Origin of the sequence: Mitsuokella jalaludinii DSM 13811, from assembly GCF_000702905.1 — a bacterium.
GTDB lineage: Bacteria > Bacillota > Negativicutes > Selenomonadales > Selenomonadaceae > Mitsuokella > Mitsuokella jalaludinii.
In genome coordinates, this window is record NZ_JNKR01000033.1 from 1 (window position 1) to 12,539 (window position 12,539).

The 12,539-nt window shown below is 60.5% G+C and carries 11 protein-coding genes; 9 read left to right on the forward strand and 2 right to left on the reverse strand.

Annotated elements, in window-relative coordinates; translation table 11 throughout:
• A partial coding sequence (locus T518_RS10295) for an IS200/IS605 family transposase (RefSeq protein ID WP_036378659.1) occupies positions 1 to 220 on the forward strand: 220 nt, incomplete at its 5' end.
• Positions 221 to 336: 116 nt separating this feature from the next.
• Here the strand turns inward: T518_RS10295 and T518_RS10300 are convergent.
• Positions 337 to 1,416, reverse strand: coding sequence for a glycosyltransferase family 9 protein (locus T518_RS10300; protein WP_036378661.1), 1,080 nt, complete (start codon positions 1,414 to 1,416; stop codon positions 337 to 339).
• Between the two features lie 105 nt (positions 1,417 to 1,521).
• Between T518_RS10300 and T518_RS10305 the strand changes: the two genes are divergently transcribed.
• From T518_RS10305 to ychF, 5 genes are all read left to right on the forward strand, one after another.
• Entirely contained in the window at positions 1,522 to 4,758 is a 3,237-nt protein-coding gene (locus T518_RS10305; RefSeq protein WP_036378662.1) for a DEAD/DEAH box helicase, read from the forward strand.
• A 77-nt stretch (positions 4,759 to 4,835) separates the two neighbouring features.
• Positions 4,836 to 5,279, forward strand: coding sequence for a ribose 5-phosphate isomerase B (rpiB, locus tag T518_RS10310; RefSeq protein WP_036378665.1), 444 nt, complete (start codon positions 4,836 to 4,838; stop codon positions 5,277 to 5,279).
• Positions 5,280 to 5,345: 66 nt separating this feature from the next.
• Complete coding sequence (glyA, locus tag T518_RS10315) at positions 5,346 to 6,593, forward strand: serine hydroxymethyltransferase (protein ID WP_036378666.1); 1,248 nt, start codon at positions 5,346 to 5,348, stop codon at positions 6,591 to 6,593.
• A 93-nt stretch (positions 6,594 to 6,686) separates the two neighbouring features.
• Positions 6,687 to 7,313, forward strand: coding sequence for a uracil phosphoribosyltransferase (gene upp / locus T518_RS10320; RefSeq protein WP_155948159.1), 627 nt, complete (start codon positions 6,687 to 6,689; stop codon positions 7,311 to 7,313).
• Positions 7,314 to 7,349: 36 nt separating this feature from the next.
• Positions 7,350 to 8,456: a redox-regulated ATPase YchF gene (gene ychF / locus T518_RS10325; protein WP_036378670.1), complete on the forward strand. Its 1,107-nt coding sequence runs from the start codon at positions 7,350 to 7,352 to the stop codon at positions 8,454 to 8,456.
• Between the two features lie 402 nt (positions 8,457 to 8,858).
• On the opposite strand, the gene T518_RS10330 is transcribed toward ychF, so the two are convergent.
• On the reverse strand, positions 8,859 to 9,638 hold the full coding sequence (locus tag T518_RS10330; protein ID WP_036378671.1) for a carbon-nitrogen family hydrolase: 780 nt from the start codon (positions 9,636 to 9,638) through the stop codon (positions 8,859 to 8,861).
• Positions 9,639 to 9,656: 18 nt separating this feature from the next.
• Here T518_RS10330 and T518_RS10335 point away from each other — a divergent pair, with 18 nt between their 5' ends.
• From T518_RS10335 to T518_RS10345, 3 genes are all read left to right on the forward strand, one after another.
• Positions 9,657 to 9,854 carry a DUF951 domain-containing protein gene (locus tag T518_RS10335; protein ID WP_036378672.1) on the forward strand — a complete coding sequence of 66 codons (198 nt, stop codon included), beginning with the start codon at positions 9,657 to 9,659 and terminating at the stop codon, positions 9,852 to 9,854.
• A gap of 264 nt (positions 9,855 to 10,118) precedes the next feature.
• On the forward strand, positions 10,119 to 11,393 hold the full coding sequence (locus T518_RS10340) for a porin (RefSeq protein ID WP_036378675.1): 1,275 nt from the start codon (positions 10,119 to 10,121) through the stop codon (positions 11,391 to 11,393).
• 275 nt (positions 11,394 to 11,668) lie between these two features.
• Positions 11,669 to 12,539, forward strand: an 871-nt coding sequence (locus tag T518_RS10345) for an S-layer homology domain-containing protein (protein WP_036378677.1), incomplete at its 3' end; no start/stop codon positions are given.

Below are 12,539 nucleotides of genomic sequence, written 5' to 3' on the forward strand. Positions count from 1 at the left end.
TTTGAAGGGGAAGAGCAGTTTGATGATTTACGAGAAATGGGGGAATATGAAGTACAAATATAGAAATCGAAGCTTTTGGTGTCGAGGGTACTATGTAAGTACGGTAGGCAAGAACGAAAAGAAAATAACGGAATACATTCAGAACCAGCTGAAGGAAGATTACATGTCGGAACAGTTGGTACTGGATATGACAGACCCGTTTACGGGTAGCCGGAAATAGTAAGCGTATGACGGACCGACAAGCGCTTTTAAGCGCAGCTGGTAAGCAGAGGCCTTATAAGGCCGTAAATATAAAACCCCCGGCTATGCCGGGGGATATTTATTTGATGGGCCTACTCAGTGGTAGAGCAGTTCGAGCAGGGCTTTTGTCACGGTGCCGGGCTTGATGGCGTTCATGCAGGCGTTTGTCCTGTGGCGGCACTTTGTCTTGCAGCAGGCGGTGCACTCGTGGGGGGAGAGGATGAAGTGGTGACCTTTTGTCAGCGAGCCGTAGATGCCCGGATGGGTCGGGCCCCAGAGGGAGAGGGTCGGCAGTCCGACGGCTTCGGCGATGTAGAGCGGGCCGGTGTCGCCGGTCAGCAACAGGTCGGACTCACGGAAGATGGCGGCAAGCTCCAGGAGGCTCGTCTGGCCGGCAATCGAGAGGGAGGCGCGGCCTTCCATCTCCTGCTGGGCGCGCTCGATGTAGACTTGGTCGGACGGCGCGCCGGTGAAGACGATCTGGATGTTCTCGGGCAGGTTGGCGAGCGCGCGGCCGAAGAATTCGGGCGGCCAGTTCTTGTCGGGCCATGTCGTGCGCGTGTTGACGAGCAGAAGCGGCTGCTGCGGGTCGTGCAGCGTGACCTTCTTATCCGCGAAGAACGTCTCGGCGAAGCCATCGTAGGTGTCGGGCAGCTTGAGCACGAGGCCGGGCATGAAGTCCTCGGGGCCGATGCCGAGCGGCGCGAGTGCCGTCATGTAGCGGCGTATCTTGTGGCGTTCGGGGATGTCCGGTGCCATCTCGGTCATGAAGAGGAAGTTGCCCTCATGGCGCTCGTGGATGCCGATGCGGCGCGGCGCGCGGCTCATGCGCGTCAGCATGCCCGAGAGGAAGAGCCCCTGGATGTCGAGCGCGATGTCGAATTCGTACTGGTGCAGCAGCGCGGCAGCTTCCTTGAGCGTCTGGCGGACGGTACGCAGGTCGAGATGCGCTGCCGCCTTGTCGAACGTCCGGCGGTCCCAGACGAGCAGGCGGTCGATGTCGGGGTTGTTCTCGAGCAGGATGCTCGCCGGCGGGCTCACGAGCCAGGTCACATGGCAGTCCGGCACGAGCCGCTTGAGGTTGTGGACGACGGCCGTCGAGTGCAGCACGTCGCCGATGGCGCTGAGGCGCACGACGAGGATGCGCGCGCCGTGCGGGAGTTTTTGTTCGTTCATGATGCTCTCTTTTCTGTTCGGAGTGAGTGAAATATGTTAAGATGAAAGGAATGAAATCTACTTTATCTTAGCATAGTTGCGAAGCAGAAGAAAGGCGGGAATACGGTGATCGATGAGGAGCAGATCCGGGCAGTGGCGACGGATGCCGCCTACAAGCGCGGTGTCCGCTATTTCAGGCGCGGCGCCGTCGGGCATCTGGAGCGGCAGGAGGATGGCAGGAGCTACACGGCCGTCGTCGAGGGAACGGAGGCATATCATGTCCGCATCAGCCTGACGGAGGCGGGCGATGAAGTCGAGTCGTTCCACTGCGACTGCCCGGCCGCCGCGCAGTACCTCGGCGCCTGCAAGCACGTCGTCGCCGTGCTCAAGACTGTCCAGCAGCAATCCATGGCAGGCGGCTCCTCTCCGGGCACGGATGCGGGCGGCCGCCGCCTGCTGCAGGGCTTCCAGTTGGCGGCGCAGCTGCCATCCGCTCCGCTGCAGGAGCCCGTCTACCTCGTCCCGCGCCTCTTCGTCGAGAGTGCGCCAGGCAGGGTCGAGAGCTGGCTCGAGTTCCGCATCGGCATGAGCCGCCTCTACGTCGTGCGCAATCTCATGGAGCTCCTGCAGTGCGTGATGGCGGGGGAGGACTACTCGCTTGGCCGCAATAATGTGATACACACGGCATCGCTGCGCTGGGCCGACGTCGTCTCCGAGAGGCTCTGGGCCTTCATGCAGCAGGCGTACCGCGACGAGAAGAGTCTGCTGCGCCACCAGCCGGCGCTCTCTTACATGCACGCGCTGCAGAAGAGCACGGTCTTTGAGCACAAGATGATGCACCTGACGCCGAGCCTGCTCGAGGACTTCCTCGCCATCATGGGGGAGACATCCATCGAGCTGCACATCGACGGCAGCGAGGCCATCGCGGCACACCTGCGCGAGGGAAAGCCCGCCATCCATCTGGAGGTCAGCCGCCTCGCTGACAGGAGCGGCCGTATCACGCTGGAGGACGGAGACCTCACGCCGCTCTCGGAGGACTGCCGCATCCTCTACCAGCACGAGGCCATCTACCGGGTGGCGGATGCGTTCGGCCGCGCGCTGCAGCCGCTCTGGCAGGCGTTTGCGCGCGCGACGAGCGTGCAGCTCTCGCATGGCGACATGACGCCGTTCTTCAGCAGCATCCTGCCGGCCGTCGAGCAGGTCGCGGATGTCGATGTCGACGCTGGCTTCGAGGAGGAATTCCTGCTCGTGCCGCTCACGGCAGAGCTCTACCTCGACTACGAGGGCGAGGGCATCGCCGTGAAACCCGTCTTCGTCTACGACCACATCCGATTCAATCCCGTCGTGCAGGCGGCGCCGGAGGCCGATGAGGGTCACCTGCTCGTGCGCGACAGCGAGGCGGAGCAGGCGGTGCTCGTCGTCTTTGCGCGCTATGGCTTCACGAAGAAGCGCGACCAGTTCGTCCAGCTCGACGAGGAGAGGAGCTACGATTTCCTCACGCAGGGGCTCGAGGAGCTGCCAGAGCGCGTCGAGATCTTCTACGAGGCGAGTTTCGAGCGCCGGCCCGTGCGCCCCATGCCGAAGGTCACGGCCGGCGTCAGTGTCAACGACATGGACCTCCTGGAGGTCACGTTCAACATGAAGGATGTCGACTATCAAGAACTCGTCGACATCCTCGACTCCTACCGCCAGAAGAAGCGCTATCACCGCATGAAGGACAGGAGCTTCGTGACGCTCGGCGACCAGCAGCTGCGCGCCATCGCCTCGCTCGTGGAGAACGCGGGGCTCAAGAAGAAGGACCTCGCAGGCGGCAAGATAGAGTTGCCGCTCTCGGAGGCCATGTACCTCGACGGACTCGCGCGCGAAGACGAGGGCCTGCAGCTCGTGCGCAGCCGCCGCTTCCGCGAGATCGTGCGCGGCATCCGCCAGCCACAGGAGGCCGACTACGAGGTGCCGACTTCGCTGAAGCCCGTGCTGCGCGACTACCAGGTCACAGGCTTCAACTGGCTCTCAAGCCTTGCGGACCATCATCTCGGCGGCATCCTCGCAGATGACATGGGCCTTGGCAAGACGCTGCAGGTCATCACCTTCCTGCTCGCCAGGAAAGCGCCAGAGGCGCCACCTGCGCTCGTCGTCGCGCCGACCTCGCTGCTCTACAACTGGCTCGAGGAAATCGCCCGCTTCGCGCCCGCGCTTCAGGCGGTGGCCGTGGCGGGCTCGAAGGCGGAGCGCCGCGCCCAGCTCGAGCAGGCGGGCGGCGTCGACGTCATCGTGACGACGTACGACACGCTCAAGCGCGACGTCGACCTCTACGCGCAGCGCCGCTTCGCCTGCATCTTCCTCGACGAGGCGCAGCACATCAAGAACCCCGCGACGCAGAGTGCGCGCGCCGTCAAGAGACTGTCGGCCGACACCTGCTTTGCGCTGACGGGCACGCCCATCGAGAACACGCTGACGGAGCTCTGGTCCATCTTTGACTTCCTGATGCCGGGCTACCTCGGAAGCCAGTCGAAGTTCAAGCAGCGCTTCGAGCTTCCCATCGTGCGCGCCGAGGACAAGAAAGCTGCCAAGGCACTGCGGCAGCGCGTCATGCCATTCATCCTGCGCCGCATGAAGAAGGATGTCTTAAAGGAGCTGCCCGACAAGGTCGAGCGCAAGCTCGTCGGTGAGATGACGCCGCAGCAGGCGAAAGTCTACCGGGCCTACTTCATGAAGAGCCAGCGCGACTTCCTGCGCGAGGTCAGCCTCGCGAGCCCCGGAGAGCAGCGCATCAAGATCCTCGCCATCCTCACGCGCCTGCGCCAGATTGCCTGCGACCCCTCGCTCTTCCTCGAGAGCTACCACGGCGGCTCGGGCAAGCTCGACATGCTCGAGGAACTCATCGCGGAGGCGCGCGAAGGCGGCCACCGCCTCCTGATCTTCTCGCAGTTCACGACGATGCTCTCGCACATCGCCGAGCGCCTGCGAAGGAGGGGGCTCGCGCACTTCTACCTCGATGGCGCGACGCCGGCCCTGACGCGCATGAAGCTCGTGCGGGAGTTCAACAGGGGCGCCGTGCCGGTCTTCCTGATCTCACTCAAGGCGGGCGGCACGGGCCTCAACCTCACGGGCGCCGACATGGTCGTCCACTTCGACCCGTGGTGGAACCCTGCCGTCGAGGACCAGGCGACCGACCGCGCCTACCGCCTCGGCCAGCGCAGCAACGTCCAGGTCTTCAAGCTCATCATGAAGGGGACGGTCGAGGAGAAGATCTACGAGCTGCAGGAAAAGAAGAAGTCCCTGATTGACCAGATGATACAGCCCGGCGAGAATTTCCTCGCCAAGCTCACCGAAGAGGAGATCCGCGCGCTTTTCCAGGGATGATCGGTCACTTGATGTGTTTTTTTTGGTGCGCATGTGTGATAGAATAAGAAAGAGCATGTAAGAAAGGTGGAGAATCCATGAACATTACGATTGGCAGTGACCACGGCGCTGTGGCACTCAAGGACGAAGTCAAGATGGTCCTGAAAGAGTACGAAGACATCAAGGTGACGGATGTCGGCACCTTCGGCACGGAGTCCGTCGACTACCCGGATATCGCCGAGAAAGTCTGCGCAGATGTGACGAGCGGCAAGGCCGATCTCGGCATCGTGCTCTGCGGCACGGGCATCGGCATCTCGATTGCGGCCAACAAGGTCAAAGGCATCCGCTGCGCCCTCTGCAACGATGTCTACTCGGCCAAGAAAGCGCGCGAGCACAACAACGCCAACGTCCTCGCGATGGGCGGCCGCGTGCTCGGCTTCGGCCCGGCAGGCGAGATTGTCCGCGCGTTCGTCGAGAGCTCGTTCGAGGGCGGCCGCCATGCGCGCCGCGTCAACAAGATCATGGCAATCGAGCAGCAGTAAGCTCCTCGCCATCTGTCATCCACACAATAGGGCATGCTGCAAGAGCAGCAGAATAGGAGGAAACCCATGAGCCTGATGGACACCCTGAAACAGTCGGACCCGGAAATCGCGAAAGAGATTGACCTGGAGCTCAATCGCCAACGCACGAAGCTCGAGCTCATCGCGTCGGAGAACATCGTCTCCAAAGCCGTGATGGAAGCACAGGGCAGCGTGCTGACGAATAAATACGCCGAAGGCTACCCCGGCAAGCGCTACTACGGCGGCTGCGAGTACGTCGACGTCGTCGAGCAGCTGGCCATCGACCGTGCGAAGAAGCTCTTCGGCGCAGCCTATGCCAACGTCCAGCCGCATTCCGGCGCACAGGCCAACATGGCTGTGTTCTTCTCCCTCTTGACGCCGGGTGACACGGTCATGGGCATGAACCTCACGGACGGCGGTCACCTGACGCACGGCAGCCCGGTCAACATGAGCGGCAAGTACTTCAAGATCGTGCCGTACGGTGTCGACAAGGAGACGGAGCGCATCGACTACGACGCACTCGAGAAGCAGGCTGAAGAGTGCAAGCCGAAGCTGATCGTCGCCGGCGCCTCCGCCTATGCGCGCATCATCGACTTCCCGCGCCTCGCGGAGATTGCCCATAAGGTCGGCGCTTACCTCATGGTCGACATCGCGCATATCGCTGGCCTCGTCGCCGCCGGCCTCCATCCGAGCCCGGTCCCGTACGCCGACGTCGTCACGACGACGACCCACAAGACGCTGCGCGGCCCGCGCGGCGGCATGATCCTCTGCAAGGATGCGGAATTCGGCAAGCAGTTCAACAAGGCCGTTTTCCCCGGCATCCAGGGCGGCCCGCTCATGCACGTCATCGCCGCCAAGGCCGTCGCCCTCGGCGAGGCACTGCGCCCCGAGTTCAAGGAGTACGCAGCGCAGACCATCAAGAACGCCAAGGCACTCGCTGAGACGCTGCAGCAGGACGGCTTCCGCATCGTCTCGGGCGGCACGGACAACCACCTGATGCTCGTCGACCTCACGAGCAAGGACATCACGGGCAAAGAGGCGCAGAACGTCCTCGACGAGGTCAACATCACCTCGAACCGCAATACAATCCCGTTCGAGCCGCGCTCCCCGTTCGTCACGAGCGGCATCCGCCTCGGCAGCCCGGCCCTGACGACGCGCGGCTTCAAGGAAGACGACATGCGCGAAGTCGGCAATATCATCGCGCTCGTCTTGAATGACCCGCAGAACGAAGAAAAGAAAGAGGAGGCACGCCGCCGCGTCGCCGCCCTCTGCGCGAAATATCCGCTCTATGAATAAGCACTGTGAATAACATGTGAACCATATCTGACATGGCCCCGCTCTGCGGGGCTCTGTAATGTGTAGAAAGGGGTATCTTTTATGGCTGAACCAATGAATGTCCACGTCATCGACCACCCGCTGATCCAGCACAAGCTCACGATCATGCGCATGAAAGAGACTGGTACGAAGGACTTCCGCGAGCTGCTCGAGGAGATCTCGATGCTCATGGCCTATGAGATCACGCGCGACTTCCCGCTCAAGGATGTCGAGATCGAGACGCCAATCTGCAAGTGCAAGGAGAAGATGCTTGCGGGCAAGAAAGTCGGCGTCGTGCCGATCCTGCGCGCCGGCCTCGGCATGCTCAACGGCGTCGTCAACATGATCCCGGCGGCCCGCGTCGGCCACGTCGGCATGTACCGTGACCCGAAGACGCTGAAGCCAGTCGAGTATTACTGCAAGCTGCCGGGCGATGTCGCCGAGCGCACGCTCATCGTCGTCGACCCGATGCTCGCCACGGGCGGCAGCTCGTCGGCCGCGCTCTCGCTGCTCAAGGAGAAGGGCGCGAAGCACATCATCCTCATGTGCCTCGTCGCAGCGCCAGAGGGCGTCCGCGTCATCAACCACGATCATCCAGATGTGCCGCTCTACGTCGCAGCCATCGACGAGAAGCTCAACGAGAAGGGCTACATCGTACCAGGGCTCGGCGATGCAGGCGACCGCATCTTTGGCACACTGTAATCAACACGCAAATCAAACGCAAGGGAGAAATCTATTTTGAGTAACTTAGAAGTTGGTATTGTCGGCCTGCCGAATGTCGGCAAGAGCACGCTTTTCAATGCCATCACGAAAGCCGGCGCTGAGGCCGCAAACTTCCCGTTCTGCACGATCGAGCCGAATGTCGGTGTCGTCGCCGTACCGGATCCGCGCCTCAAGGTCCTGCATGAGCTCTACAAGTCGAAGAAGACGACGCCGGCTACCGTGCGCTTCGTCGACATCGCCGGTCTCGTCAAGGGCGCATCCAAGGGCGAGGGCCTTGGCAATAAATTCCTCGAGCACATCCGCCAGGTCGACGCCGTCGCCCATGTCGTGCGCTGCTTTGTCGACCCGAACATCACGCATGTCGAGGGCGGCATCGACCCGCTGCGCGACATCGACATCATCCAGACAGAGCTCTGCCTCGCAGACCTCGAGATCGTCGAGAAGCGCATCATGAAGCTCGCCAAGATCGCGAAGTCCGGCAACAAAGAGGCGAAGGTCGAGGACGAGATCCTGCGCCGCATCAAGGCCGCGCTCGACGAGGGAACGCCGGCGCGCCAGGTCGACCTCTCCGAGGATGACCTCGAGATCATCAAGGAGATGAACCTCCTGACGCTCAAGCCGACGCTCTACGTCACGAACGTCGCTGAGGATGAAGTCGCCACGGCCTACGACGAGAACCCGTACGTCCAGCAGGTCAAGGAATACGCGGCCAAAGAGGGCGCCGAAGTCGTCGCCATCTCGGCAAAAGTCGAGTCGGAGATCGCTGAGCTCGACGAAGAAGAGGCCAAGGCCTTCCTCGAAGACCTCGGCGAGACGGAGAGCGGCCTCGACCGCCTGATCAAGGCAGCCTTCGACCTCCTGGGCCTCCAGACCTTCCTGACGGCCGGCCCGGATGAGTGCCGCGCCTGGACCATCGTCAAGGGCACGACGGCACCGAAAGCCGCCGGCAAGATTCACACGGACTTCGAGCGCGGCTTCATCCGCGCGGAGATCGTCAACTACGACGACCTCATCGCCGCCGGCAGCGTCGCCGCCGCCCGCGAGAAGGGCCAGGTCCGCGTCGAGGGCAAGGACTACGTCATGCAGGATGGCGACGTCGTCAACTTCCGCTTCAACGTGTGATGCTAGGCCGTGGGGGCTGGTTTCGTTTGTCGCGCAGGAGGGGGCCTGCATTTCGGCTTCGTCGCTCCGTTGAATGGTCCCCATGGTTTTGTATCGCATCGTTGGCGCTTCGCCGCCTGCCGCGGCGTCCTGACATTGCGGACGGATCCTGCTTGGCGTTTGGGGACCAGCCCTGCGGGCAGTCACTGCGCTCCTGCAGGCGAAATGCAGGCCCCCTCCCTCTTGACCAGTTCGGTTTACATGGGGGCGCAGTTGGTGCGTTTTACATGGCCCCGCTGCTGTGTGGTAGGTGAGGCTCTTGGCCCCTCGTGCTGCGCACATCGGGGTTTACCCGGTATCTGATTCCGCAATACGAGAGAAAAAAGACTGCCGCGTTTGCGACAGTCTTTTTGATAGCCGTGTTCAGTAAAGCTCCGGGCGGCGGTCGGCGTAGACGTTGAGTGTCTCGCGGATGTGCTGGCGCAGGCCGGGGCGCAGGCGGGCGGTCAGGATGGCCTCGCTTTCGTCTGCCTCAGCGATGGCCTCGCCCCAGGGATCGAGGATGGCGGAGTGGCCGGCGAGGTGGTTGCCCTGCTCGTCGGTACCGGCCTCGTTGGCCGCGATGACATAGAGCTGGTTCTCGATGGCGCGGGCGCGCGTGAGAATCTGCCAGTGGCTCAGGCGGCTGGCGGGCCAGGCGGCGGGCAGGAAGAGGACAGAGATGTCCTCGAGTGCGAGCTTGCGGATGAATTCGGGGAAGCGCATGTCGTAGCAGACGGCGACGCCGCAGAGCACGCCGTCGAGTCGGAAGGTCACCCTCTTTTGGCCCGCCGCGAAGTCCTTGCGCTCGCCGCTCGGCGTGAAGAGGTGCGCCTTGTCGTATGAGGCGACTTCCGTGCCCGTGCGGTCGAAGATGTAGCACGTGTTGTAGACCTTGCCCTCGCGCCGGTTGGCCACTGTGCCGCCGACGATGTTCACGCCGTTCTTGCGCGCGAGCTCTGCGAGCACGGCGCGCGACTGCTGGCCGTCGAGGTCCGCGTGCACGGCAATCGGCTGCGGGTAGAAGCCGAGCCGCCAGAGCTCGGGCAGCACGAGCACATCCGGCTCCTCGCGCATGGACGCTTCGACCATGCGGCGCAGCGTCTGGATATTTTCATCGGGCCGGGCGAAAGCGACCGGCATCTGCAGGATCGAGATTTTCATAGGAGGCCTCCAAATACCATGATGGAAAAACAACAATATGCCGTCGGTGACATCGTGCGCATGAAGAAAGCGCACCCGTGCGGCTCAAGCGAATGGGAAGTCCTGCGCACCGGCATGGACTTCCGGCTCAAGTGCCAGGGATGCGGCCATCTCGTCATGATGCCGCGCACGAAATTCGAGAAGATGGTCCGCGCCGTCCGCCCGAAAGAGCAGTGAGGGCGCGCCCTGTTACAATTATAGCATGATGCCTGCTGCCGCGTAATTGACATTGTCCAACTGCATGAAAGAAATGTTGTCAGACTGTATACCGTCGAGGACAGCTTTACAGCGGCAGGAATCTGTGCTACAATCAATCTTGTTCAATGAGGAACCAAAGAGCGCCAGGAATCCTGAGGAAACTTGGACACTCATGCGGTTCTTTTTCTTTGGCCTTGTTTGAACGAGAATCATAATTGTTTTATCCCAAAGGAGGAGTTCTTCATGAAAAAGACTCTCGTATCCGCACTGACGACGGCTCTCGTCGTCGGCGCTGCCAGCACGACGTTTGCTGCTGCCAACCCGTTCTCCGATGTCCCGGCTGACCACTGGGCTTACGACGCTGTATCCCAGCTCGCAGCTGACGGCGTCATCGAAGGCTACGGCGACACGACGTTCCGCGGCAACCAGAACATCACGCGTTATGAGATGGCGCAGATGATCGCCAAGGCTATGGCAAAGAGCGATGTCTCCGCTGCCGACAAGGCCCTGATTGACAAACTCGCTGCTGAGTTCTCCGATGAGCTGGGTAACCTCGGCGTCCGCGTCAGCAACCTCGAGCGCAACGCTGACAAAGTAAAGTGGACGGGCGAGGCTCGCTACACCTACACGAGCGCACGTCATGAGGACGAGAAGAATGACAACACGGATAAGCTGCAGTTCCGCCTCTATCCGACGGCTGAGGTCAACAACAACTGGCATGTCAATGCTCGTCTGACGGCTAATACGGATCTTTCCAGCGACAAGGGCGACGATGGCAATGTCAAGCTGACGTATGTTTATGCAGACGGCCAGTATGGCAACTTCAACGTCAAGCTCGGCAAGATGCCGCTGTACTCCGTTGCTGATGATGGTCTCGTACTGGATGACTTCTTCTCCGGTGCTCAGGTCAACTTCGGTAAAGACCTGAAGGCTACGCTCGAAGCTGGTCGTTGGAATCTGGCAAAAGATGCTAATGGCCACATTGCTCATGCTGCAACGAATGACGATGCTGCAAACTATCAGGGTGCAGAACTCAACTATGGCCCGAACAAGCTCCGCCTCGGTGCTGCTTACCGTCACTTCAATAGCGCTGCCTTCACGAACATTGCTAACTACAGCAATGGCTCCAAGTCTGACGATGCCAACATCTGGTCCGTCGGCGCTGGCTACAAGTTCGACCACAACTGGAATCTTTTCGGTGCCTTCGCTCAGAATACGGAAGCTGACAACTACGACACAGCTCACAACATTCAGCTGTCCTACAAGGGCTCGGATACGGCCAACAAGGGCACGTGGGGCGCTTATGCTGCTTATCGTTACCTCGGCCAGAATGTTTCGCTTATGCCGACGTATGATACGGCCCATTATGATCACCTCAACGAGAAGGGCTGGGAAGTCGGTGCAAGCTACGTTCCGTTCAAGAACGTCTACACGGCTCTCGAGTACTTCGATGGCAAGGACCTCGCAACGGATCGCGATGCCAAGACTCTGTTTGGCCGCGTAAGCTTCTTCTTCTGATTCCAGCAGCAGAAGTTCCGCAATACAAAGACCGTTCCTTTTGGAGCGGTCTTTTTTGTACCTCTATATATACAGAAAATTAACAAAATAGATTTGATTGCCAAGATAAAAACATATAGGTGGAAATTTGTCAACGCCGGTGATTTGTGTTACACTGATAACCAATTGGAACGAGGCAGTGAAGAAAAGAACTGAGGAAACATGGACACTCATGAACACCTTCTTCGCGAAATCATCCAAGAAGTTTCACTTGTTTTGAAGAAGGAGTAGTTCATATGAAAAAGACTCTCGTATCCGCTCTGACGACGGCTCTCGTCGTTGGCGCTGCCAGCACGACGTTTGCTGCTGCTAACCCGTTCTCCGATGTCCCGGCTGACCACTGGGCTTATGACGCTGTATCCCAGCTCGCAGCTGACGGCGTCATCGAAGGCTACGGCGACACGACGTTCCGCGGCAACCAGAACATCACGCGTTATGAGATGGCTCAGATGATCGCCAAGGCCATGGCCAAGACGGACGTCTCCGCAGCCGACAAGGCCCTGATTGACAAGCTCGCCGCTGAGTTCTCCGATGAACTCAACAACCTCGGCGTCCGCGTCAGCAACCTCGAGCGCAATGCCGACAATGTCAAGTGGAATGGCCAGGCTCGTTACCGTTACTGGAGTCAGCGCTATGAGCAGAAAGATGGTTCTACGAAAAAGCAGAACAAAGATCAGCTCAACTTCCGCCTCGAGCCGAGCGCTGAGGTCAACAATAACTGGCACGTCAAGGCTCGTATCGATGCATTCATGAACCCGAGCAAGGATGAGACGTCGGATCTGACGGTAAAGCGCGTTTGGGCGCAGGGCGACTACAAGAACTTCCAGGTCAAGCTCGGCAAGATGCCGTTCTTCTCCACGGAGACGGCTGGCATGCTCTTCGATGATCAGTTCTCGGGCGCTCAGGTAACGTTCGGCAAGAACCTCAAGGCTACGCTTGAAGCAGGCCGCTGGGATCTCAACAGCGCAAACACGCAGTCGAATCTTCATGATGCGGCTGGTAAGACGGACGACGATGCTGCCAACTATCAGGGCATCGCTCTGAACGGCACGGCTGGCAAGCTCTATGGCGGCGCTGCTTACCGTCATTTCAACAGCAACGTCTTCA

Coding starts and splice junctions, on each gene's coding strand:
- T518_RS10300 (WP_036378661.1), bottom strand. CDS start 1,416: ATGAACGAACAAAAACTCCCGCACGGCGCGCGCATCCTCGTCGTGCGC.
- rpiB (WP_036378665.1), top strand. CDS start 4,836: ATGAACATTACGATTGGCAGTGACCACGGCGCTGTGGCACTCAAGGAC.
- glyA (WP_036378666.1), top strand. CDS start 5,346: ATGAGCCTGATGGACACCCTGAAACAGTCGGACCCGGAAATCGCGAAA.
- upp (WP_155948159.1), top strand. CDS start 6,687: ATGAATGTCCACGTCATCGACCACCCGCTGATCCAGCACAAGCTCACG.
- T518_RS10330 (WP_036378671.1), bottom strand. CDS start 9,638: ATGAAAATCTCGATCCTGCAGATGCCGGTCGCTTTCGCCCGGCCCGAT.
- T518_RS10335 (WP_036378672.1), top strand. CDS start 9,657: ATGATGGAAAAACAACAATATGCCGTCGGTGACATCGTGCGCATGAAG.
- T518_RS10340 (WP_036378675.1), top strand. CDS start 10,119: ATGAAAAAGACTCTCGTATCCGCACTGACGACGGCTCTCGTCGTCGGC.